Source organism: Alistipes onderdonkii (assembly GCF_025145285.1).
Classification (GTDB): domain Bacteria; phylum Bacteroidota; class Bacteroidia; order Bacteroidales; family Rikenellaceae; genus Alistipes; species Alistipes onderdonkii.
In genome coordinates this window covers 2,699,796-2,723,420 of record NZ_CP102251.1, presented here as the reverse complement: position 1 = coordinate 2,723,420, position 23,625 = coordinate 2,699,796, and the positions used below count along the sequence as shown (strand labels likewise).

The window sequence follows — 23,625 nt, the reverse complement described above, 5'->3', positions numbered from 1 at the left end:
GTACTTGTATAGTTTAGACTTAAACCAAATAGTTCACCGGATTGCGAGAGCTTTCACTCTTGCGAACCGCAAAGGTAATCAAATTTTTCGACAAAATATCAAATAAAATCTGAATTGCGCAATATTCGCTTTCAAAATGGCCTATATCCGCTACGGTGAGGGCCTTATCCGGCGTCATGAAGTCGTTGTACTTCATATCCGCCGTGACGTAAATGTCGGCCCCCGCACGGCGCGCGTCGCCGATCATCGAAGCCCCCGCACCGGTGCAGACCGCCACGCGCCGCACCTCGGGCGAAGCGATGTCGCTGTGGCGCACGACCCGAACGCCCAGCACGCGCTGCATGCGGCGCATGAACTCCACCGTGGCGACCGCCGCAGGCAGCTCGCCCACCACGCCGAACCCGACCTTTTCGTCCGCCTGCGCGGGTTGGAGCACGCGCAAATCCCCCACGCCCAGCATCTCGGCCAGCCGCCAACTCATCCCCTCGGGGGCGCTGTCCAGGTTGGTGTGGCACGCATAGAGCGCAATGCCGCCGCGGATAGCCCGCTCGACGCAGCGCTGCACCTGGTCTGCCGAATTGAAGCGCTTGAGCGCATGGAAAACGATCGGATGGTGCGTGATGACCATGTCGCACCCTTCGCGTTCGGCCTCGGCCATCACCTCGTCGGTGACGTCCACGGCCAGCAGCGCCCTGTGCACCTCGTCGTCCGGGCGCCCCACGATCAAGCCTGCGTTGTCGTACGATTCCTGCCATGCGAGCGGTGCGAAACGCTCGATGACATCGGTCACTTCCCTGATTAGCATAGTATCCTGATTTGTCTGGTTATCATTTTTTCCGCCCCGGCGGGGCCATCCGCCCTGCGGCCGCGGCACTGCGCTTTCCGCCTTGCAGCGCAGCCTTCCCCAAGGGATGCGGCGCCCGTTGCGCCCCTAAAAGAGCGACTGTTCGTAAAAGGCGAAGAGCTCCTTGTGTTCCGGCTCCTCCTTTTTGCGGCGGGGCTTGCGCGGACGTTTCGACGCGGGCTGCCCGGGTTCGGCAGCCCCCTGCGCCGCGGCATCCTCCGGGACGATCTTCACCACGGGTTTCGCCTTGCGGCGGGGCACTGCCGCTCCGGCCTCCGCCGCCGGGACTTCGGCATCCCCGTCGGCGAGGAGTTCGCCCTGGCCCGCCTTCAGGTCTTCACGCACCTCGACCAGCAGCGCACGGATGCGTTGCAGGCGCTCCATCAGCTCGGCATCGCGCTGCACGCCGCCCTCGGCCGCAGGCTTCTGCTTCAGGGCCTTCTTGGCGCCCTCGAGGGTCATACCCCGCTCCTTGACCAGGTGGTAGATCAGTTTGAGGTTCTCCACATCCTGCGGCGAGAAGAGACGGTTGCCTTTCTTGTTGCGCTTGGGGCGGATGACGCTGAACTGCGACTCCCAGTGGCGGATCAGCGACGCATTGACGTCGAACATCTCGGCCACTTCGCCCATCGAATAAAAAAGTTTCTCGGCCATATCTATCGTTTAATAATTCGCAATGTATTGGGGTACATGTTATTCACCCGGTTACCGATCCGCTTCGCAAACCCGAGCGCCCGCCCGCGGGCACACACCAGGTTCACCCCTTCGGAAAACGCCCCGGCGGCGACCCCTTGCCTGCGCAGGTAACACAGCGCCTGCGCCTCGTCCAGCTCCGCAGCGGGCACCGCCTCGCGGTTCAATCCGCAGAAGAACGCCAGCGCCGGATCGGGCCGCAGGCTTCCCTTGAAGAGCTGCCCCATCGCCACGCCCGCATAGATCACGGGCAACGCTTCGCCGAGCGCCTTCACGGCCTCGGCCTGCGCGACGTAATATCCGTAGCAGGTATCGCCCACCGCCGCGAAGCACATCCGCTCCGGCGTGCGAACCCAACGGCGCAGCTCCGCCGCGGACGCCTTGTCCACCTGCGCAAATACCGTGCGCCGCGCCTTCGGGGTGCGGCAACGGCCGCCGGCATCATAAGCCTTGCAGGCCACGGCGGCGAAAAAACCCTCGCCGCGTGCCCGGTGGGGATAGAACCGGTAGGTGCGGAAAGCCCCCACCCGGCCGCAGACGATCCCCCACGCCCCGTCGACAGCCATGTCTTCCGCCTCTGCGACCTCGTCGCCCGCCCATGCGAGCATACGCTCCAAAGCGCCTTCGTCCTCGTCGCGGTTGAAGGTGCAGGTGCTGTATATCAGCCTGCCACCGGGTTTGAGCGCACGCCATGCTTCACGTAATATCCCGTCCTGCCTTGCAGCACAGAGCTTTACATTCCCCTCGCTCCATTCGGCGCGGGCCTGTGCATCCTTGCGGAACATCCCTTCGCCCGAGCAGGGGGCATCCACGGCCACCATGTCGAACCACGCCTCGAAGTCGCCCAGTTGCCGGGGTTCGCAGGTCGTCACGGCGACATTGCCCGTACCCCACTTGCGGACGTTGTCCGCCAGTACCTGCGCACGGCGGCGGTCGATCTCATTGGCGACGACCAGCCCGCCGGGCCCCGCGAGCGAGGCATAGAGCGTCGTCTTGCCGCCCGGGGCAGCGCAAAGGTCGAGGATTCGCTTCCCCGCAACCCCCTCTCCGCCCATCAGGCGCCCCACGAACTGCGACGACGCCTCCTGCACGTAATATGCCCCGGCATGGAAATCGCTGTCGAAGGTGAACTGCGGCCGCACCGCCAGGTAATACCCGTCGGCGCACCAGGGTACACGGCCGTCGGCGTTTTGCAAAACCGGAAGCGGGGCGGGCACATCCGTCCCGGAGCTCCCCTGCGACGATCCGTATCCTCCCGGTGCCGCCCCGGTGCCGTCCTGCACCGCTCCGGGTTCGGCCGCACCGGCACATTTGGCAGGGTTCAGCCGCACGGACACGGGCGGCTCGGTATCGAGTGCGGCGCACAGCGCCGCCCCCTCTTCCGGCCCCAGCTCCGAAAGGACGCGTGCGGCGAATTTCTCAGGCAGCGTCATGCGTCGCTATCTGTTTTCGAGCGCATCGAGGCGCGCACATATCTTCTCCAGCACCGTAGGGTCGGAGACGAAATCCTCATGGTCTTTGTCGACGACCAGCACATCGCCTTCGTAGATGTTGTCGATCCAGTTGTTATACTTGTCGTTCAGACGCTTGAGGTATAATTCGTCGATGTTCATCTCGTATTCGCGTCCGCGCTTGCGGATCTGCGAAATGAGCGTCGGCACGCTCGCCTTGAGGTAGATCAGCAGGTCGGGCTTGGGGATGAGCGTGGTCATCAGCCGGAACAGTTTCATGTAGGTTTCGATGTCGCGCGAGGCCATCAGCCCCATTTCGTGGAGGTTGTCCGCGAAGATATGCGCATCCTCGTAGATCGTGCGATCCTGGAAGATCGCCCCCGAATCGCGGTTGTCGGCCAGCATGTCCATCGTCTGCTGGATGCGGCTCCCGAGGAAATAAATCTGCAAATTGAACGACCAGCGGTTCATGTCCTCGTAGAAATCGCCGATGTAGGGGTTGTTGCACTCCTCGAGGTAGGCTTTGGCGTTGTAACGCTCGGTCAGAATCCGGGTCAGCGTGGTCTTCCCGCTTCCGATATTGCCTGCAATGGCTATATACATATTATACGATATTTGTTTTACATTTTAAATACTGCCCGGCCGCTCCGGACGGCCGCCGGAGTGCTCCGCAGCGGTGCATCACGGCATTACGCCGCAGCAACACACGCCGTCACTTCGCTTCCCCGCCGAACGCCAGTATCTCGTCGGCCACACGGCGGTCGTTGACCAGCCGCGGCACCTTGTTCTTGCCCCGGGCACGCATCCACGCGAGGAAACGGCCGTGGCCGACGACCGTCAGCCGCTGCCGCTCGAGCGTCGTGCGGCGTTTGGCGTCGTAGTCCGAATTCACGGCCCGCAATTCGCGGTCGAGCGCCTCGGCGAAATGCTCGCGGCTGTCGGGCTCGCGCTCGAACTCCAGGATCCATTCGTGGGCGCCCCGCTCGCGCAGCGACATGTAGCACGGCGCCACGGTATATTCCCCGACCACGGCCCCCGTTTCGTTGCAGGCGGCCAGCAGTGCGCGGTCGGCGTTGTCGACGATCAATTCCTCACCGAAGACATTGATATACTGTCTCGTACGCCCCGCGAAACGAATGCGGTAGGGATTCGTCGAAGTGAATTCCACCGTATCGCCGATCTCGTAGCGCCACAGGCCGTTGTTCGACGTGATGAGCATGGCGTAAACCTTGCCGCATTCCACGCCTTCGAGCGGCACGACGGTATCCCCGCTGCGGAACTCGAAGAAATTGCCGTAGTCGAGCATCAGCAGCATGTCGCTCCGCGACGGGTCGTCGGCCAGCGCGAAGAACCCTTCCGAGGCGTTGTAGGTCTCCATGTACTGCATCCTCTCCGAAGGGATCAGCGCCTCGAACGAACGGCGGTAGGGGGCGAACTCCACGCCCCCGTGGGCGAACATGCAGAGGTTGGGCCACACTTCGAGCAGGTTCTCCCGCCCCGTATAATCCAGCACGCGGCGCATCATCGCCAGGTTCCACGACGGCACCCCGGCGAAGGCCGTGATATTTTCGCCCGTGCACTCGCGGCAGATGGCCTCGACCTTGCGGTCGAAATCGGGGATGATCGCCGTGGCGGTGCGCGGCGCCCGGAACCAGCCGCTCCAGAACGTCGTTTCGTGGATCAGCACCGCCGACAGGTCACCCACAAGGTTGCGCCCCTCGCGGCTGCACGACCCGCCGAGGGTCAGCGTCTTGCCGTCGAAGACCTTCGTTTTCGGGTTGTTGGCCGCGAATACCGTCGCCACGTCCCGCATGCCGAGCGTGTGGTTCCACCAGAGCGACTCCTCCGTGACGGGGATGTACTTGCTCCGGTCGGAAGTCGTGCCCGACGAGCGGGCAAAGAGCTTCACCCGCCCCGGCGCGGTGACGTTACGCTCCCCGGCCAGCATCTTTTCGATATAGGGTTTGAAAGTTTCGTAATCGAACGTCTCGACCATCGACTGGAACTGCTCCACGCTGCGGACATGCCCCAGGTCGTACCTCCATCCGAATTCCGTCCCGCGCCCGCGGCGCAGCAACTGCCTGAAGATACGCTCCTGCGTCTCAGCAGGACGGCGCCGGAAACGGTCGATAGCCCGCTCGCGCTGCGAAAACCAGGCCTTGAATAATATGCTTCTAAACGACACTTGTCTGTTCGGTTTCATTTTCCGCCGGTGTGCGGGGCCCGGCGCACGCCGGGCCCGACAGCGCCGTCGTCAGTTAAAAAAGTATCCCACTTTGCCCACCGACGCAGGCATGGCGAAGACCACCACGCGGTCGTAGGGGTTGATTTCCATGTTGTCCACGGCGATGAAGACCTTGTCGCCGCGCACGATGCCGCCGATGATCGTGTCCTCGGGCAGCCCCAGGTCTTTGATGCGGCTCTTCACGGCCGGCGCATTGGGCTTGACGATGAATTCCAGCACCTCGGCGTCGCTGCCCGTAAGGCACTTGATGGCCTGCACGTCGGTCGACATCGTGAAGCGGAAGATGTTCGACGCCGTCACCAGTTTCTTGTTGATGATCGTGTCGATGCCGATCGACTCGGCCAGGTTGATGTAATTGAGGTTCTCGACCTCGGCGATCACCTTCTTGACGCCCATGCGCTTGGCGAGCATCGCCGCGAGGATGTTGGTCTCGCTGCGCCCCGTCACGGCCACGAAGGCGTCCATGTTCGAAAGCCCCTCTTCCATCATGGCCTCGGTGTTACGGCCGTCCTCGTTGATGATGAGGGTCCTTTCGAGCATCTCCGCCAGCCGGTAGGCCTTCTCGGCGTTGTAGTCGATGAGCTTGATGTTTACCTCGTCCTGCAACTCCGTGGCGATGCGGATGCCGATGCGCGACCCGCCCAGAATCATCATGTTCTTGATCTCGATGTTCGACTGTCCCGAGAACTCCATGACCTGTTTCACGGCATCCTGGCGGGCGATCACATAGATCGCGTCGCCCTCCATGAACAATTCGCCGCGGCGCGGGATGATCGTCTGCCCGCCGCGCGTGATGGCCACCGTGCGGTAGCTCAGCGGGGCCTCGTCGTCATCGAACCCTTCCAGCGGCTTGCCCACGAGGGGCGAGGTCGGCTCCAGGTGAAAAACCACCAGCGAGAGCTTACCGCTCGAAAAATCGACGAACTCCGTGGTCGAGGTATGCCCCAGGAGGTTGATGACCTCGCTGGCCGCAACCTTCTCGGGGTAGAACAGGTAGTCGATGCCCATGTCGATGAACATCTCCTTGTTGTTGGGTTCCAGGTATTCGTTGTTGTCGATGCGGGCAATGGCTTTTTTGGCCCCGAGCTTCTTGGCCAGCATCGCCGCCACGACATTGTCGTTCTCCACGTGGTTCACGGCGATGAACAGGTCGCACTTGCGCACCTGCGCCTTGCGGAGCACGGCGAAGGTCGTCGAATCGCCCTCGACCGAAATCACGTCGGCAAGGCTCCCCACGTCGGAAAGCAACTTCTGGTCGGCGTCGATGATGGTAATGTCGTGGCCGTTGCCACTGAGCATTTTCGCCAGATGGCTCCCCATCTCGCCCGCACCCGCTATCACGATTTTCATAGTATTGCGTCTGTTGTCGTTTCGTTTCAGCGCCGCCCGCCGACAGGATAAGGCAGCATTTTTGCAATTTATCTTACAAATGTATACATTTGTGGCCGAAAGCCAAAATTTCAGCACATAAAAATACCTATATCGTCATGCCAACGTGGTTAATCGTTTTCCTCTTCGCCCTCGGCGCCGTAGCCCTCTTCGTAGTGGGCATGTCGCTGACGCTGATAATCAAGGGGCACCATATCGACTCGGAAATATCGACCAACAAGAACATGCAGCGGCTGGGCATCAAGTGCGCCGTGCACGAAACGCGCGAAGCGGACGGCAGCGCCGGCTGCTCCGATACGCATTCTGCCGCGGGCTGTTCGGGCAACTGCTCGGCATGCGACATCGAACAGACAACGAAAAAAGAGGAGTGACGCTCCTCTTTTTCATATCAATCGCTCTCCTTGAACCTTATCAGGATGTGCTTATCAAGGTTGATCCATGACATCCGGTCGTATTGGGCACTATTCCTGAAAAATACGGTTTTCAAGACGGGCGAATTGTCACAGACCAGGCTTTCCAAATATTGCAACCCGCTCACATCGAGCTCCTCCACATCGCAGCCCGACATCCTCACGTATTTCAAAGCAGGATATCTCGACAAATCGACAGCTGCCACCGGCAGGTTCCTCAAATCCAGATTATACAAGAGCCCGTTCCGGGCAAAAGAATCCAGCGAGCGCAGTTTGCACGCCCCCTTATCCGCACACACCAACTCACACCAGTACAAATTGATAAGATAACTAAAATCAGAGAGGGATTCGAACCCGCTGCAATCGGTATCGAACAACTCCCGGACATAAACCGCCTCATGGCGGGAAATCCGCCCGTCCCCGTTCTTATCAAAATTCCTTGCGGCCAGTGCCGCCTCTACCGCCGCATCGGCAAAGACAAGGTTTTCATCTCCGGCCACCTCCAAAACGACATCGTCGTCACCAAATATGCCCGGTGCCTGCCGCCAATCCAGCGAGATCCGCATCCCCGCATTGCCCTCACACCAAATCATAGTAATATCCCCGCACGGCCTCACATCAAGCGCGGAAATCCCGTTATTCGCACAATCTATGGATTTCAAGCCGGGAGTTTCGGAAAAGTCCAGGTTGCAAAGCCGGTTATTCCGGCAAAGCAAAAAGGTCAACACAGGTAAATTTTGCAAATCGAGTTTTTCCAGGTTATTGGCCGCACAATCGACACGGCTTAGGTTCCGGAGACCATCCACAACGAGTTCTTCGAGTTTGTTCCCCGCACAACACAAAGTCCTGAGTTCCGCATTCCGGCTGACATCGAGTCGCACCAGATTCCCCCCGGCAGATTGGTTACAATATAAAGACTGTAATCCGGTAAAGTATTCGATCCCGTCCAGCGACCGGATATCCTTATCGTCAAAATCCAGCGACACCACATTTTTGATTTCACCGACCGTAAGTACACCATCCCCGTTACGGTCGTACGTCCGCAGGCAAAATGCCCCGAATGCGTCATCGCCGAATACGGCCACCGTATCATCGGTCATGGCGGGCGGCTTTACTTTTTCCTTCGAACAGGATACGCCGAGCAACAATCCCAGCATACAGAACAGGGAGATTTTTTTCATGGGAGGCAAGCTTTGACACATCTAAATTAACAGTTTTTGCCCGAAAGTGCAACTATTCCAAGTAAAAACAGCACAACGGGGCAAGCACACGAAAAAAGGCGGAAACAAATCCGCCCTGACTTACCGGTTCCGCATTGCTGCGGCGTCAAATCTTGCAGTACTTCGACCGGCAGACGAACCACGGGTTGCGCAGGTCTTTTTCGTTGTAGCGCAGCACCCCGTCGTCGGGCAGCGTGCGCGTCCGGCCGCCGGCCTCGGCGAGGATCAGCTCCCCGGCCGCCGTGTCCCACTCGTAGGTATGCGTCGTGCGGACATAATAGTCGACCCGCCCCTCGGCCAGCAGGCAGAACTTATACGAACTGCCCTGTTCGACGATCTCCAGGTCGGGGTGCGCCTCGCGCAGGCGGGCGATATGCTCGGCGGTCTCGGGCGTCTGGTGCGAGCGCGACACGGCCACACGCAGGCGGGGATGCGGACGCACGGCCTGGCTTTCGAGCGGCAGCCGCGTCCACCCGGTGACGATCTCATCGTAGGTATATTCCGCCCCGGAATCGGGCGCCACATGCTCCTTGACATACGAGCCTGCATCCCGCCCCGCGATATACAGCTTCTCGAAATAGGGCACGTAAATCACCGCCCCCATGCAGACATTGTTCTCCATCAGGGCGATGTTGACCGTAAATTCATTGTTCCCCTTGATAAATTCGACCGTCCCGTCGAGCGGGTCGACCAGCCAGTAGAGCTCCCAGTTGCGGCGCTCGTCGTAGAGCATCTCGCGCCCCTCCTCGCTCAGGATCGGGATGCGCGTCGGGCCCAGGTATTCGCGGATGGTTTTGTGCGCCAGCCGGTCGGCGAGCGTGATCGGCGTCTTGTCGTCTTTGAGGCTTATATCGTAATCGTCGAGGTTTTTATAGACATTCATTATCGAGGCACCGGCCCTGACTGCCGCATTGATGAGCGGCGGCAGCAGGTACATCCTCACCTTGTCGTTTATCATCGTAGCTCTTTTTTTGAGTTCGGAAACTTTGGTTGCCATGGTAAAGGTAACAAGAATTTATGACATTGTGAAATTTTTAACAGCTATTTCACACCGAACCACCCCGGGCAGCTTCGGCGCAAGATAAAACCTCCGGTGCGGGCCGCCCGCCGTCGCCGGGCGCCAGCGCGGCGCCATGCGGCACCGTCCGCTGCGCCCCTGCCTAAACCATGCCAGAGCCGACTGTGCCGAAAAAAATTCGTGCGGGGTGTTGCTTATAAAATAAATATGCGTATATTTGCACTCCGAATTATGTTCAAATACATATTATCGCATTAAATGTACGTTATAGTAGAGATTGCAGGTCAGCAATTTAAAGCTGAGAAAGGTCGGAAACTTTATGTCCACCGTCTTCAGGGCGAAGAAAATTCGTCCGTAAGTTTCGACAAAGTCCTGCTCACAGACAACGACGGTCAGGTCAAAGTAGGTGCACCTGTAGTGAAAGGCGCCTCGGTGAAGTGCAAGATCCTGAAGCATCTGAAGGACGACAAAGTCCTGGTCTTCAAGAAAAAGCGCAGAACGGGATATCAGAAGTGCAACGGCCACCGTCAGTATCTGACACAGGTCCTTGTCGAGGAAATTGTTGCATAACCTTTAAAACTGAAGAGAAATGGCACACAAGAAAGGTGTAGGTAGTTCGAAGAACGGCCGCGAGTCGGAAAGCAAGCGACTCGGCGTCAAACTATTCGGTGGGCAGTTCGCAAAGGCGGGCAACATTATCGTTCGTCAGCGCGGCACGGTTCACAACCCCGGTGAAAACGTGGGTATCGGTAAAGACCACACGCTCTTCGCCCTTGTAGACGGCACCGTCGAATTCTGCAAGAAAGGCGCAGGCAAATCGTACGTGAGCGTAACTCCCCTGAGCGAGTAAACGTTCCATAAGAAACACCCACAAGCGGCTTCCCCTTTCGGGAGGCCGCTTGTGTTTTCCGGCACCCTGCCGTTCTCGGCGGCAAACACCTCCGGCTCCAGATTTTTGCATAATTTTCCCTATCTTTATCCTGTAAAACACGTACTACCCATGAATAAGCTCCTCCTTTTATCCCTTTTCTGCATCGTCTGCGCCCTGCCCGTAGGCGCACATGCAGTCAATCCGTCGGCCGAGTACCCGGCCGCGGGCGAAAACGGACACCCCCTGCCCCGGCGACAGGCGGATGCCGCCCTCAGGGCAGCCGTACGGCAGTACCTGTCCGAAGTAGAAAAAGCCGGGATCGAACAGCACAGCCTGATGATTCTCCACCACGGAGACGTGGTCGCAGAGAGATGGATGCACGAAGGCGCACCCGGAAAGCCCCAATACGTCTATTCGGTCAGCAAGACCGTCAATTCGCTGGCTGTCGCCATCGCTATCGGCGAAGGACGGCTCAGCCTCGACGACAAGGTCATTTCGTTCTTTCCGGACAAGCTGCCGGACTCGGTGAGCGGGAACCTGAAAAATATGGAGGTGCGCCACCTGCTGAGCATGTCGTGCGGGCACGACCGCGACCGCCTCGACCTGGTGCGTTCGAGCGACGAGGACTGGGTCGGACAGTTTCTTTCCTACCCGGTCGTCCATGCACCCGGCAAGGTCTTCGTATACAACAACCTCGCATCCTACATGCTTTCGGCAATCGTACAGCGGGTCTCCGGCCAAAAGGTCTGCGACTATCTGACGCCCCGGTTGTTCCGCCCGCTGGGCATCGGCGGGATCAAATGGCAGGAATCGCCGCAGGGCATCAACTGCGGCGGCTGGGGACTTTTCCTGAAAACGGAAGACATGGCCAAAATTGGCCAGCTCCTGCTGCAAAACGGCATGTAGGAGGGCAAACGGATTCTCCCGGCATGGTGGGTCGGGGAAGCCACCCGGGAGCAGGTGTCGAACATCAGTCCCGGTACGCCGGCCGACCAGGTCGCCACACTGCGTGCCACAAGCCAATGGGCCCAGGGTTACGGATACCAGTTGTGGCGTTCGCTCGACGGTTGTTACCGGGCAGACGGTGCCTACGGGCAATATATCGTCGTAGCCCCCCGGCAGGATGCCGTGGTCGTCGTCACGGAATATACGGATCGGGGCGGGACACAGCTCGACCTGATCTGGAAATATCTGTTGCCGGCTCTCGACTGAGCCAGCGCGGCACCCTTACGGCTACAAATAGAAACGGGCAGGATTTACCATCCTGCCCGTTTCATTTCCCGGTAAACGGGACGGGTTTATTTCTTCGCAGGCTCTTTTTCGACGGCCTTGAACACGGCCAGTGCCTTATGGTCGTCGAAGAGGGTCAGCTCCGCCCCCTTGATCTCGAATCGGTCGACCTCGTCGAGCATCTTGACGAAGGCATCCTCGTACTGCATGTCTGGGCAGGCCATGCGGGTCATGCCCAGGTTTTTGAGTTCGAGCTCCTTGCCTTTGAGCTCATACTTGCCGAAGAAACGGTTGCAGTTCGTACGCCCTGCGACCATCGTATCGGCGGCGTTGAACTCCAGGGTGAAGAAATCGGCCTCCTTGCCGACGGCCGCGGCAGGGATCGCCTCCATCCTGGCGAGTTTCCATGTCGTGCCTTCGAGCTTCTTGTCCTGGCCGGCGCTCCCGCAGGCGGCCATCATCATGAGCAGCGCTGCGGCTGCAAAATACTTTTTCATAACGTACCTGTAAGAATTAATAACATGACGGCCCCTGCAAGAATCGCACAAAACCGCCTCACGCCTGCAAAATTACAAAATTAACCGAATAATTGGTTAAGCACGGCGGCCAAACGGTAGCCCGCCTTGAGGATTTGCTCCTCGGCGAACGGATGTACCGTGTTGAGCAGGTCGCGGGCCTCGTTCTTGGTAAACTTCTGGCCGGGCTTCGTCCACTCGTAAATCACGCGGCAATCCCGGGCGCTCTCTTCGAGCCAGTCGCGGGGCGTCCCGGCAACGACGGCACGAATCTGCTTCTTCGTAAGGCGATCCAACTGGTGACGATACTCCACGTACCCCCAGCGATGGTTCAGGTCGAGCACCCCGCTGTCCCAAAAACTATGGAATTCGCTGGGCCTCCCGTTCAGGTCGAACTTGAAATTCTTATACCAAGGGTATTTCACGTGCACGGGGCAATGCATGTCGCCCACCAGGTGCACGAGGTATTTGATCGACACCAGCACCGTCGAATCGTCCAGGCTGCGGTAATCCTTCAGCCTGGCGATCGCCTCCTCGATGCACTGCACCGCATCGCCCTTTGCGTTGGGAACGTACTTTCCGTCGGCGTCGACCGTATCGCCGTGCCAGCCCGAAGTCACCTTGTAAGCCGGCGTATGGCGGTACACATCCATCCACGAGGCATAATAGACGATCGAACGGCCGTCGAGGTATTTCTCGATGTTCTTCCTGGCCTTGGGCGTCAGGTTGCACTCGGCGATATAAGCGATGGCGTCATGCCCCGACTTGCCCCAGCCGAATGCCGTACCACAATAGCAAAGGAGCATTGCAGCCAACAAAAGAAAACTTTTCTTCATAATTGATTCATTTTAGGTTACCGAAAGCAAAAATAGGAAATATTATTCGGACAGACAAGATTACAAAAGAAAAAAAGCAGATTGCGGAGTTTCCGCAACCTGCCTGGAAAGGGTTTGTTATCGTGTCCGCCTATTTCGTAAGGCCGATGCCGATCTCGATGGATTGGCTCTGGTTGAAGAGCGCATCGAGCAACGAGTTGACCAACGCCTTTGCCGGGATCTTCATCGGGTCGGATTCGGGGTCGAGCGACACCTCGATATCCCCGTCGGGGAGGAAAGCATCGACCAGCGAAGTAATCAGCGGCATGTAAGGCATCATCATCTCCTTGTCGACCTTCAGCGTCGTAACGCCGTCCTTGACCGCGTACTTGAGCGGGATGGCATAGTAATCGTCGGTCGCTTCGATCCCCAGGCCCGGATACTGCGCCAGCAGGGCGTCGATGATCTGGGGCAGGTTCATTTCGAGCTCCGCCTGGCCGATATAGGTCAGGTACTCCTTGTCGATGGCGAAATAGACCTTGCCGTCCTTGGTGTAATAGGTAATCGCATCGACAGGCAGCACCTCCAGCGTCTCGGCATTGGGGAATTCGACCTCGGAGCCAAACGTAGGGCCGGCATTCATGTCGAACCCGAGCATGTCGCGGTAACCCGCGCCGATCGTCCCGTCGTCCTTGAAATCGAAATAGGTGAGGCCGCCGCCATACATCATCCCCACGAGCTGGTTGGCCAGACCGGTGACGGTGGTAACGGGCATGATAAATCCGGGGAAAAGGAAACCCATGTCGATCTGCGGCACCTTTTCCGGATCCATATCAGCATATACGGGGTTGATGAAGAAATTAGCGATCGGATTTTCGGGATCGGGAACATAGGGCGTATACCGGCCCACCAGATCCGACGAGAACACGGCCTTCTGGCTGATGGAAACGGTCACCGACTCGGCGCCCTTGGCGCTCAGGACGACATCCGCCGTACGTGCATCGCCCGTATTCCGCGCCACGGTGACCACCACGTCGCCGTCGTTCACTTTCGCGGTGATCCATCCGGTTTCGGCACCCTTGTAGTTCACATCGACCTGGATCGCGCCGACCGTACCGTCGGTTTCCACCTCGAATCCCTTCGAATAGGCTCCGCTCGTAAATTTCAGGGCGCCGGTTTCCACACTGAGGGTACCGGTAACCGGGCCGTCGCCCTTGTTGTCGCTGTCGCTACATGCCGTAAACGCTACCGTGGCAGCGCACATGACGAGCACACAGGTAATTTTGTGCACAAAATTTTTCATAAGTGAGATACTTGTTTGTAATTCAAATGTGTGCAAATTTATCCTCTCAGGTCTATATGGACAAATAAATTCACTCGGGGGGGGGGATTTCAAAAACGAACGCGCGTTTTTTCATCACGAAGCATTTTCCGGATATACAAAAAGGGCCGCGGCACAATGCCGCGGCCCTCCGCATAACGTATAATATAATTAGTATTCCATCTTCGCAAGGCGCTGGTAGCCGTTGTAACGCCATTTGGCGTTCTCCTCGGCGGCTGCGAACAGCTCGTCGGCCTCGGCCGGGAACGACTTTTTGAGCGAAGTGTAACGCACCTCCTTCATCAGGAAGTCGCGGAACTTCGACCAGTCGGGCTCCTTCGAGTCCATCACGAACGGGTTCTTGCCCTGCTCCTCGAGCTGCGGGTTGTAGTGCCACAGGTGCCAGTAACCGCAGGCTACGGCCTCCTTGCCCACGGTCTGCGTGCGCGTCATGCCGCCCTTGATGCCGTGGTTGATACACGGAGCATAGGCGATCACGAGCGACGGGCCGGGATAGGCCTCGGCCTCCTTGAGCACGTTGAACAACTGCATCTGCGAAGCGCCGATCGAAACCTGCGCCACGTATACGTAGCCGTAGGTCATGGCGATGGCGCCGAGGTCTTTCTTGCGGATACGCTTGCCGGCCGAAGCGAACTTGGCGACGGCACCCACGGGCGTCGATTTCGACGACTGTCCGCCGGTATTCGAGTAAACCTCGGTATCCACGACCAGAATGTTCACATCCTGGCCCGATGCCAGCACGTGATCGACACCGCCGAAGCCGATATCGTACCCCCAGCCGTCGCCGCCGATGATCCACTGCGACTTCTTCACCAGCCAGTCCTTCATCTCCAGGATATCCTTGCAGTAATCGCAGCCGCAGGCCTCCATCATCGGGACGAGGCGCGCCGAGACCTCGGCCGATTTGGCCGACGAACCGCGCGAAGCGATCCACTCCTGCATGACGCCCTTCAGCTCGTCGGAGCATTTCGTACAGTTGGCAATAGCCTGCTCCATCGTATTCTGGATACGGTCGCGGAGTTTCTCGACACCGAGGTGCATACCCAGGCCGAATTCGGCGTTGTCCTCGAAAAGCGAGTTCGCCCATGCCGGGCCCTGGCCCTTGTCGTTGGTGCAGTACGGGGTCGACGGTGCCGAACCCGAATAGATCGAGGTACAGCCCGTGGCGTTGGCAACCATCATCTTGTCGCCGAACAGCTGCGAGATAGCCTTGATATAGGGGGTCTCGCCGCAACCGGCGCAGGCGCCCGAGAACTCGAACAGCGGCTGTGCGAACTGGAGGTTCTTCACCGACTTGGTCTTGTCGACGACCTGCTTGTAGCCGATATGCTTGGTGATGTAGTCCCAGTTCTTCTGCTGGGGCATCTGCTCCTCCAGAGGACGCATTACCAGCGCCTTCTCCTTGGCCGGGCAGACGTCGACGCAGTTCGAGCAGCCCGTACAGTCGAGCGGCGAGATCTGGATGCGGAACTTGTACTCCTTGGTCTCGCCCAGCCCCTGCTTCCATTCCACGCCCGATGCGGCAGCCTCGGCCTCCGTCGCGAGGAACGGACGGATCACGGCGTGCGGGCAGACATAGGCGCACTGGTTGCACTGGATACAGTTCTCGATCTTCCACTCGGGAACATTCACGGCGATGCCGCGCTTCTCGTAGGCGGCCGTGCCGTTCTCCCACGTACCGTCCTCACGGCCCGTGAAAGCCGATACCGGCAGGTCGTCGCCCTTCAGCCCGTTGATCGGCTCGACGATCTTGCGCACGAATTCGGGACACGAAGCGTCAGAGACGTGTGCGAAGCCCTTGTCGTCGATCTGCGCCCATTCGGCCGGCACCTCGACCTTGACCACGGCGTTGCCTCCGGCGTCGACGGCCGCATAGTTCATGTTGACGATGTCCTCGCCCTTCTTGCCGTAGGATTTCAGGATGGCATGCTTCATCTCGTCGACAGCCTTGTCGAACGGGATGACGTTGGCGATCTTGAAGAATGCCGACTGCATGATGGTATTCGTACGCGAACCCAGCCCAAGCTCGGCGGCGATCTTCGTGGCGTTGATGATATAGAAATTGATCTTGTTCTTGGCCAGATAGGCTTTCATATGGTCGGGCAGCGTAGCGCAGGTGGTAGCCGCGTCGTGCACCGAGTTGAGCAGGAACGAACCGCCGGCTTTCAGCCCTTTCAGCACGTCGTACTTGTCGACGTACGAAGGCACGTGGCAGGCCACGAAGTCGGGCGTGGTGACCAGGTAGGGCGAAGTGATCGGCAGGTCGCCGAAACGCAGGTGCGACGAGGTGTAACCGCCCGACTTCTTCGAGTCGTACGAGAAGTATGCCTGGCAATATTTGTTCGTCGTGCCGCCGATGATCTTGATCGAGTTCTTGTTGGCGCCTACCGTACCGTCCGCCCCCAGGCCGAAGAACAGCGCCTCGAACGTACCGGGCTTGGCGAGCGAAATCTCCTCGCCCACGGGCAGCGAGCGGAAGGTCACGTCGTCCACGATGCCCACCGTAAACTGGTTCTTGGGCTCGTTGGCCCCGAGGTTGGCGAACACGGCCAGCATCTGCGCCGGCGTGGTGTCTTTGGACGAAAGGCCGTAGCGGCCGCCGATGATGAGCGGTTTGCGGTCGGCCGGAATATCCTTGCAGTTGGCGAATGCCTCGACGACATCCAGGTAGAGCGGGTCGCCGTTGGCACCCGGTTCCTTCGTTCGGTCGAGCACGCAGATGCGCTTCACCGTTTCGGGCAGCACCTCGCCCAGGTATTTCACCGAGAACGGGCGGTAGAGGTGTACCGTCACGACGCCCACCTTCCCGCCACGGGCGTTCAGGTAGTCGACCGTCTCCCTGAGGGTTTCCGTCACCGAACCCATCGCCACGACGACATGCTCGGCATCTTCTGCCCCGTAGTATACGAACGGCTTGTACTCGCGGCCGGTGATCTTCGAAATCTCGCGCATCGCCTCGGCAACCATGTCGGGCACGGCGTCATAGAAACGGTTGGCGGCCTCGCGGGTCTGGAAATAGATGTCGGGGTTCTGCGCCGTACCGCGGGTGACGGGATGCTCGGGGTTGAGCGCCCGCCGGCGGAACTCAGCCAGCGCATCGCGGTCGAGCATGGCGGTCAGGGCGGCCTCGTCGATCAGCTCGATCTTCTGGATCTCGTGCGAGGTACGGAAGCCGTCGAAGAAGTGCAGGAACGGCACGCGCGATTTGAGCGACACGATATGCGCCACGCCCGCCAGATCCATCACCTCCTGTACCGACGAGGTGGCCAGCATGGCGAACCCGGTCTGGCGGGTGGCCATGACGTCCTGGTGGTCTCCGAAAATCGACAGCGACTGTGCGGCCAGCGCACGCGCCGAGACGTGGAACACGCCCGGCAGCAATTCGCCGGAGATCTTATACATATTGGGGATCATCAGCAGCAAACCCTGCGACGCGGTGAACGTCGACGTCAGGGCACCGCTCTGCAGCGAACCGTGCACGGCGCCTGCGGCACCGGCTTCGGACTGCATCTCGACAACTTTCACCGTTTCGCCGAAAATATTCTTGCGACCCTGGGCGGCCCACTCGTCCACGAGTTCGGCCATGGTCGACGACGGCGTGATGGGATAGATCGCCGCAACTTCCGAGAACATGTATGCAACATGTGCCGCAGCGTAGTTACCATCACAAGTGATAAATTTCTTTTCTGCCATTTTGTTAAAATTTTAGATGATATTGTGTGTTTTTCCTGGATTCGGGACAAAATGCGTTGCAAAGATAACAATTCCGGCGGAAAAACCAGTCCGATTTTCTGACAAATCACCCGGTTTTTTCACCATTCGGAATGTTATTGGAATAACAACCTCGTTGTTATTTTTTTAACAGCGAACTCACGGATAATCACCGAGTTGCCGAACTTATTATCCGATAGCGGATTACCCGGCACGCCCCCTCTGACGCAATCCGGACAGGCCCCGCAGGCATCCGGAGCGCCATCCCAGCCGGCAGGGCAAATCCCGGGCCGGAAAAACGGCGGATTTTTTCTCCCGGGCGCGGCACGGCGGAAAAATATAGGTAAAAATTTGGCCGTCAACAAATTTTACGCGGCGAAACACTGGGAAATAAAGGCCTATGAATAGGTTGTTCGGGCGCGGGGATTGCAAATCGGGATTTTTTTCCTAATTTTGTTCCATAATTCGTTCTTTACATATCATCGTGTATAAACGATAGTATTGGGGCTCTAAAATCTGGTAAATTTTTTGTTATCCCACAATACAGGTCGTACCCAGAAGGGTGCGTGCTGTGACTTGTGGGATAGAGGCTGACCAGAGCCATGGGCCACAGGTTCGGCACCACTCTTCCCGTTTTCTGCCGAAGCGTTTTCCACACGCAGCGGCAGGGTAATGGATTCACAATCCCCAAACTTCATAGTCTTCGAATCCATCTTCAAATGAGGCGTCACTTAATTTTCCTGCCGCTGCTTTTTTTATATCTTTGCATCCATGATCGAATACAAGAAGAGAACACTGGCCAACGGCCTGACTATCGTCGTCAACCGGGATAAGGCTTCGAAACTCGCCGCAGTAAACATATTATATAAGGTCGGGGCGCGCAACGAGAACCCCGCGCGCACGGGTTTCGCCCACCTGTTCGAACACCTGATGTTCCGCGGCACGCGCGAAATTCCGAATTTCGACCTGCCCGTGCAGATGGCCTGCGGCGACAACAACGCCTTCACCAACAACGACTATACGGATTTCTACATCACCCTCCCCAAGGACAATATCGAGACCGCACTGTGGCTCGAAAGCGACCGCATGGAGGGGCTGGACATCACCCCCGGAAAACTCGAGGCGGAGAAACGCGTGGTGATCGAGGAGTTCCGCCAGCGCTACCTCAACCAGCCCTACGGCGACCAGCCGATGCTGCTGCGGGCGCTGGCCTACAAAGTACACCCCTACCGCTGGGCGACCATCGGGCTCACGCCCGACCACATCGCCGGGGCGACACTCGACGACGTGCAGGCCTTCTACCGCACCCATTACCATCCTTCGAACGCCATCCTGTCCATCTCGGCCGACTTCGACGAGGAGCGCATGCTCGACCTTGCCGAAAAGTAGTTCGCCCCGCTCGCCGACCGCACCGTGGCCTCCCAGCCCATCCCCCGGGAACCGGATCAGGAGGCGCCGCGCCGGGAGGAGGTCGAACGCGACGTGCCCGCCACGACCCTGTCGATGGCCTTCCACATGGGCAGCCGCACCTCGCAGGATTTCTATACCGCCGACCTGGTATCCGACCTCCTGTCGGGCGGCGACTCGTCGCGGCTCTACAAACACCTGGTGCAGGAACAGCGCCTGCTGGCCTCGGTCAACGCCTACATTTCGGGCGACATCGATCCGGGATTGTTCGTCTTTACGGGGCAACTGCTGCCGGGCACCGCTCCCGAACAGGCCGAAGCGGCTTTCCGTGCCGAAATCGAAGCATTACAAAGCATCCCGGCATCGGACTACGAGGTCGAGAAGGTCAAAAACAAGTTCGAGGCCAACACGCTCTTCGGCGAGCTGAACGTGATGAACAAGGCGATGAACCTGGGCTTCTACGAGATGCTGGGCGACCTGCCGTTAGTCAACGGCGAGGTCGCGGCCTACCGTGCCGTCACGACCGGCGACATCCTCGCCTTCAGCCGCCGCACCTTCCGCCCCGAAAACTGTTCCACCCTTATTTACAAAGCGAAAAAATGACACAACCACCCCTCGTAATACCCTCCGACGTCGAGGTCGCACAAGCCGGGAAGAGCCTGCTGGCAAACGGCTCGGCGCTCTACACGCTCGCCTCTGACGACTTCGAAGTGCTGCGCATCACCTTCGTGTTCCGCGCCGGCTCGGCCATGCAGCGGGTTCCCTTCTCGGCATCGGCCGCCGCCAACATGCTCGCCGAGGGGACGCGCGACATGACGGCGCACCAGATCGCCGAACGGCTCGATTACTACGGCTCGTACTACGACGTCAACATCGACCGCGACTATGCCTACATCAGCTTCTGCACGCTCTCCAAATTCTTCGACGAAACGCTCGCCGTAGCCGAACAGATACTCCTGCACCCCGTTTTCCCCGAAGAGGAACTGCGCACCTACTGCGCCAAGCGCAAGCAGCGGCTGGCCGTAGAACGCACGAAGGTCGACACCCAGGCCCGCGAGGCTTTCGCCCGCGCCCTTTTCGGGCCCTCGCACCCCTACGGCATCTCGGCCGACGAAGCCCAATACGATAAACTCACGCGCGGGGATGTAGCGGCGTTTTATGAAAGCCACTACACGGCGGACAACGGGTTCACGATATGCAGCGGGCGCATCGGCGACCACGAACGGCAGGCCGTCGCGGCGCTGGCGGAACGGTTGCCGCGGCGCAAACCCGAAGCCGGCATCCCGTTCCCGGCACCCGTGACGCAGCACGAAGCGCGGGTCGACCATCCGGGCGCCGTACAGTCGTCGATCCGCATCGGAAGGCTGCTTTTCCCGCGCCAGCATCCCGATTTCCTCGGCATGCAGGTCGTGGCATCCGCCCTGGGCGGTTATTTCGGTTCGCGCCTGATGCAGAACCTGCGCGAGGAGCACGGCTATACGTACGGCGTGGTGGCCGCCATGGTCAACTTCGAACGGGAGGGCTATTTCGCCGTAGCGGCACAGGTCGGGACGGAGGTCACGCAGGAGGCCCTGCGCGAGATTTACGCCGAAATCGAACGGTTGCGCGCCGAGCCGATGCCCGAGGGCGAACTTTCGCTCGTGAAGAACATTATGGTCGGTGAGATGATGCGTATCCTCGACGGGCCGTTCGGCATTGCCGACGTTACGATCGAGAACATCCTCTGCGGCCGCGACCATACCGTCATCAACGAGAACATCCGCCGCATACAGGCCATGACGCCGGCCGACGTGCAGCAACTGGCTCGGAAATACCTCTCCCGCGAAGAACTGGTGACGGTCATTGCGGGAGACCTGAGAAAATAGACGCCTGCGCATTGCGGCTGCGGAGCAATACCCCGCCCGCCGAACGGCATGAAAAAAGCACCGGGCTCCCGGTGCTTTTCCATTTCCGCCTCCAGTACACACTGTCCGCCCTTCCCTGCCCGGCATCCGACGACTCGAACCCGCACCCAAACTGCGGTATCCGACGTCCACGACCCGCCGCGATTATTTCCGGTTGGCCGCGACCCAGTCGGTCAGCTGCACGAAATCGGCGACCGAGAGCTGCTCGGCGCGCTGCGTAAAAAAGGGATGTTCTGCGCCGCCGAAATCGCCGAACACCGCCCGCAGCGAGTTGCGGATCATCTTGCGGCGCTGGCCGAATGACGCTTTCACCACCTTCACGAACAGCGCCTCGTCGCAGCCGAGCCGTCCGACGCCGTTGCGGCGCAGGCGGATAACGGCGCTTTTGACCTTGGGAGGCGGGTTGAAAACCGTTTCGTTGACCGTAAAGAGGTATTCGATGTCATACCAAGCCTGCAACAACACGCTCAGGATGCCGTACTCCTTCGACCCCGGAGGCTCCGCGATCCGTACGGCGACCTCCTTCTGGATCATACCGACGCATTCGGGCACCAGGTCGCGGTTCTCAAGCACCTTGAAAAATATCTGCGAGGAGATGTTGTAGGGGAAATTCCCGATGATCTTCAGTCCCCGCGGAAAACGCTCGCGCAGGTTCATCTTCAGGAAATCGCCCTCGATCAGCCGCGGTGCGAACTCGGGGAAATGCGCATGGAGGTACCCGACGCTCTCCGGGTCGATCTCGGCGCCGTAGGTGGTAATGTCGCCGCGCCTGAGCAGGTACTGCGTCAGCACCCCCATCCCGCAGCCGACCTCCAGCACGTCGCAGGGGACTGCGCCGCCCCGTTCCTCTTGCGCGGCCGCCGGCGCACCGGCAGCGGCCGTATCCGCCGCGAGCCGGGCATCGGCACTTGCAGCTACACTCCTCCGGGTTTCCGCATCGGCATCGGCAGTTCCTGTCGCCTTCGTCCGGGCTTCTGCCCCGGCATCGGCACTTCCAGCCGCCATCGTCTGGGCTTCTGCCCCAGCTCCGGCATATCCAGCCACCCTCGTCCGGGTTTCCGCATCGGCACATCCATCCGCACCCGTCCGGGCATCCGCCGCGGCCCCGGCCCCCGGTCTTTCGCCCCCCGAAAGCGCATCGCAAATCTTGCGCGCGATATTGAGGTCGACCAGGAAATGCTGTCCCAGCGCCTTTTTTGCCCTTACTTCACTCATCTTCGTCTTTCAGTAATTCGTAATAACAGCCGTCTACGAACGCCCCGTTCTTGAAAAAAGCCTTGCGGAACGTCCCGACATGCCGGAACCCGGTTTTCACCAACACCCGCTGCGATGCGGGATTGGTGGCATAAGCCGCGGCAAAGATACGAATTATCGGGGTATTTGCGAACATCCACTCCACGGCCTGCCGGACGGCCGCCGTCATCATGCCCCGCCCCCGGCAGCGGCTTCCGAGCCAGAAGCCGATTTCGGCGCCGAAGCGTTCGACATCCGTCCCGGGCACGAACCCCACGCCGCCCACGGCCTTGCCGCCTGCCACGACGGCGAAATCCACCGGGCAGGGTTTCCCGGCCGCCGCGGCAATGAACTCCCGGGCGTCCGCCAACGTATAGGGATGCGGGAAAAGGTCACGCACGTTGTTCCACAGCGTGATGTCGTCGGCATTGGCCGCCAGCGACGCCGCATCCGCCGCGCGCCATGTGCGCAGCATCAGAATATCGTCCTTGTAAATTACCATCTCACCACCTTTACCCCGGCAACGTTCCGCCCCACCATCCGCAGCGTGCCCCGCCCGCCGTACCCGCGAACGGATCCCCGGACGGAACCGCGAACGGAACCGCCGGGCAACGATGTCCGGCGGATGAAGGTCAGCGTTTCGACCGGCGGGATTTTTTCTTTTCCTGCCGCTCCCGGGCACGGCGTTCGAGCCGCACGCGGCGTTGCGTCAGGCGGAACGTATAGAGCAGCCCCACGAAACCCACGCCGAGCAGCGTGATCCAGAACCACACGGCAATGCCGCGCTCCATATACTCCAGGGCGTAGATTATCCCGGCCACCGCCACGATCATCATCACGAGGCGGACTATCTGCATCACATTGGTTTTCATATCAGTCTTCGTTTTGCGTATTTTTGCGGCCCATGCTCCGGGCGCGGACGGCCAGAATCCCCGACGCACCGATCAGTACGAGCGGCACGTACCAGATATCCCGCCCGTCGTCGGACAGTATCCGCCACAGCGAAACGACGCCGCACACGAAGAAAAACACGGACATGATCGTCAGGAACCGTTGCATGGCACACATAGGTTACGGTATTTTGTATTTGTTCACCTCGTCGAGGTGCTTGCGCTTGCGCTTGTGGCATTCGTTATACACCATCCCAACGCCTGCAAGCACGAACAATACGGCCACGACGAGGTCGAATATACAATTGCTGTTCGACAAGGCCCAGAATATATTGACTCCGAGCCACACGAGCGTCACGATCATGAAAATCACGGCAACAGTAAAAGTCTTTTTGTTCATAGGCGTATTATTAAGTTAGTGTCAATCCTCGGAACAG

22 protein-coding genes and 2 pseudogenes are annotated in these 23,625 nt (G+C 59.3%); 7 read left to right on the top strand and 17 right to left on the bottom strand.

The window, feature by feature from the left end; translation table 11 throughout:
- Positions 1-19: 19 nt before the first annotated feature.
- The 6 genes from NQ559_RS10980 to trkA form a co-directional block, all read right to left on the bottom strand.
- Positions 20-805: a Nif3-like dinuclear metal center hexameric protein gene (locus tag NQ559_RS10980; RefSeq protein ID WP_018694992.1), complete on the bottom strand. Its 786-nt coding sequence runs from the start codon at positions 803-805 to the stop codon at positions 20-22.
- Positions 806-931: 126 nt separating this feature from the next.
- A complete protein-coding gene (locus tag NQ559_RS10975) occupies positions 932-1,498 on the bottom strand; it encodes a MerR family transcriptional regulator (protein WP_018694991.1) in 567 nt (188 codons plus the stop codon).
- A 2-nt stretch (positions 1,499-1,500) separates the two neighbouring features.
- Positions 1,501-2,970: a methyltransferase RsmF C-terminal domain-like protein gene (locus tag NQ559_RS10970; RefSeq protein ID WP_018694990.1), complete on the bottom strand. Its 1,470-nt coding sequence runs from the start codon at positions 2,968-2,970 to the stop codon at positions 1,501-1,503.
- A 6-nt stretch (positions 2,971-2,976) separates the two neighbouring features.
- The gene (locus NQ559_RS10965) at positions 2,977-3,591 is read right to left on the bottom strand and encodes a deoxynucleoside kinase (RefSeq protein ID WP_018694989.1); all 615 of its coding nucleotides are present in this window, start codon (positions 3,589-3,591) and stop codon (positions 2,977-2,979) included.
- A 109-nt stretch (positions 3,592-3,700) separates the two neighbouring features.
- The gene (locus NQ559_RS10960) at positions 3,701-5,173 is read right to left on the bottom strand and encodes a GH3 auxin-responsive promoter family protein (protein ID WP_018694988.1); all 1,473 of its coding nucleotides are present in this window, start codon (positions 5,171-5,173) and stop codon (positions 3,701-3,703) included.
- 69 nt (positions 5,174-5,242) lie between these two features.
- A complete protein-coding gene (gene trkA / locus NQ559_RS10955; protein ID WP_018694987.1) occupies positions 5,243-6,583 on the bottom strand; it encodes a Trk system potassium transporter TrkA in 1,341 nt (446 codons plus the stop codon).
- Positions 6,584-6,720: 137 nt separating this feature from the next.
- On the opposite strand from trkA, the gene NQ559_RS10950 reads away from it, so the two are divergent.
- Positions 6,721-6,993, top strand: coding sequence for a hypothetical protein (locus tag NQ559_RS10950; RefSeq protein WP_026318205.1), 273 nt, complete (start codon positions 6,721-6,723; stop codon positions 6,991-6,993).
- A 17-nt stretch (positions 6,994-7,010) separates the two neighbouring features.
- Here the strand turns inward: NQ559_RS10950 and NQ559_RS10945 are convergent, their stop codons facing one another.
- Positions 7,011-8,213 carry a leucine-rich repeat domain-containing protein gene (locus tag NQ559_RS10945; protein ID WP_032135016.1) on the bottom strand — a complete coding sequence of 401 codons (1,203 nt, stop codon included), beginning with the start codon at positions 8,211-8,213 and terminating at the stop codon, positions 7,011-7,013.
- A 145-nt stretch (positions 8,214-8,358) separates the two neighbouring features.
- Positions 8,359-9,210 carry a 3'(2'),5'-bisphosphate nucleotidase CysQ family protein gene (locus NQ559_RS10940; protein ID WP_018694983.1) on the bottom strand — a complete coding sequence of 284 codons (852 nt, stop codon included), beginning with the start codon at positions 9,208-9,210 and terminating at the stop codon, positions 8,359-8,361.
- 318 nt (positions 9,211-9,528) lie between these two features.
- Between NQ559_RS10940 and rplU the strand changes: the two genes are divergently transcribed.
- From rplU to NQ559_RS10920, 4 genes are all read left to right on the top strand, one after another.
- Positions 9,529-9,840, top strand: coding sequence for a 50S ribosomal protein L21 (gene rplU, locus NQ559_RS10935; RefSeq protein WP_009598864.1), 312 nt, complete (start codon positions 9,529-9,531; stop codon positions 9,838-9,840).
- 19 nt (positions 9,841-9,859) lie between these two features.
- Positions 9,860-10,120, top strand: a complete 261-nt coding sequence (rpmA, locus tag NQ559_RS10930; protein ID WP_009598768.1) for a 50S ribosomal protein L27 — start codon at positions 9,860-9,862, stop codon at positions 10,118-10,120.
- 150 nt (positions 10,121-10,270) lie between these two features.
- Positions 10,271-11,047: a serine hydrolase domain-containing protein gene (locus NQ559_RS10925; RefSeq protein ID WP_018694982.1), complete on the top strand. Its 777-nt coding sequence runs from the start codon at positions 10,271-10,273 to the stop codon at positions 11,045-11,047.
- 54 nt (positions 11,048-11,101) lie between these two features.
- A complete protein-coding gene (locus NQ559_RS10920) occupies positions 11,102-11,353 on the top strand; it encodes a hypothetical protein (protein ID WP_018694981.1) in 252 nt (83 codons plus the stop codon).
- A gap of 86 nt (positions 11,354-11,439) precedes the next feature.
- On the opposite strand, the gene NQ559_RS10915 is transcribed toward NQ559_RS10920, so the two are convergent.
- The 4 genes from NQ559_RS10915 to nifJ form a co-directional block, all read right to left on the bottom strand.
- Positions 11,440-11,868, bottom strand: a complete 429-nt coding sequence (locus NQ559_RS10915) for an META domain-containing protein (RefSeq protein WP_026318204.1) — start codon at positions 11,866-11,868, stop codon at positions 11,440-11,442.
- A gap of 80 nt (positions 11,869-11,948) precedes the next feature.
- Positions 11,949-12,722 (bottom strand): S1/P1 nuclease, encoded by a 774-nt coding sequence (locus NQ559_RS10910; RefSeq protein WP_026318203.1) that lies wholly within the window; start codon positions 12,720-12,722, stop codon positions 11,949-11,951.
- A gap of 130 nt (positions 12,723-12,852) precedes the next feature.
- Positions 12,853-14,004, bottom strand: coding sequence for a BACON domain-containing protein (locus NQ559_RS10905; protein ID WP_026318202.1), 1,152 nt, complete (start codon positions 14,002-14,004; stop codon positions 12,853-12,855).
- A gap of 189 nt (positions 14,005-14,193) precedes the next feature.
- Positions 14,194-17,736 carry a pyruvate:ferredoxin (flavodoxin) oxidoreductase gene (nifJ, locus tag NQ559_RS10900; RefSeq protein ID WP_018694977.1) on the bottom strand — a complete coding sequence of 1,181 codons (3,543 nt, stop codon included), beginning with the start codon at positions 17,734-17,736 and terminating at the stop codon, positions 14,194-14,196.
- Between the two features lie 789 nt (positions 17,737-18,525).
- On the opposite strand from nifJ, the pseudogene NQ559_RS10895 reads away from it, so the two are divergent.
- Together NQ559_RS10895 and NQ559_RS10890 are read left to right on the top strand one after the other, a co-directional pair.
- Positions 18,526-19,764: pseudogene (locus NQ559_RS10895) on the top strand (M16 family metallopeptidase).
- Positions 19,761-21,026: a M16 family metallopeptidase gene (locus tag NQ559_RS10890; RefSeq protein WP_018694974.1), complete on the top strand. Its 1,266-nt coding sequence runs from the start codon at positions 19,761-19,763 to the stop codon at positions 21,024-21,026. Before NQ559_RS10895 ends, NQ559_RS10890 begins: the two are co-directional and overlap by 4 nt.
- Positions 21,027-21,209: 183 nt before the next feature.
- Here the strand turns inward: NQ559_RS10890 and rsmA are convergent.
- The 5 genes and pseudogenes from rsmA to NQ559_RS10865 all read right to left on the bottom strand — a co-directional run.
- Positions 21,210-21,884: pseudogene (gene rsmA, locus NQ559_RS16030) on the bottom strand (16S rRNA (adenine(1518)-N(6)/adenine(1519)-N(6))-dimethyltransferase RsmA); the annotation flags it as partial.
- 388 nt (positions 21,885-22,272) lie between these two features.
- Positions 22,273-22,800: a GNAT family N-acetyltransferase gene (locus NQ559_RS10880; protein WP_018694972.1), complete on the bottom strand. Its 528-nt coding sequence runs from the start codon at positions 22,798-22,800 to the stop codon at positions 22,273-22,275.
- A 130-nt stretch (positions 22,801-22,930) separates the two neighbouring features.
- A complete protein-coding gene (locus NQ559_RS10875) occupies positions 22,931-23,170 on the bottom strand; it encodes a hypothetical protein (protein ID WP_018694971.1) in 240 nt (79 codons plus the stop codon).
- 1 nt (position 23,171) lies between these two features.
- Positions 23,172-23,366, bottom strand: coding sequence for a hypothetical protein (locus NQ559_RS10870; RefSeq protein WP_018694970.1), 195 nt, complete (start codon positions 23,364-23,366; stop codon positions 23,172-23,174).
- Positions 23,367-23,369: 3 nt separating this feature from the next.
- Positions 23,370-23,588: a hypothetical protein gene (locus NQ559_RS10865; protein WP_018694969.1), complete on the bottom strand. Its 219-nt coding sequence runs from the start codon at positions 23,586-23,588 to the stop codon at positions 23,370-23,372.
- Between the last annotated feature and the right edge of the window lie 37 nt (positions 23,589-23,625).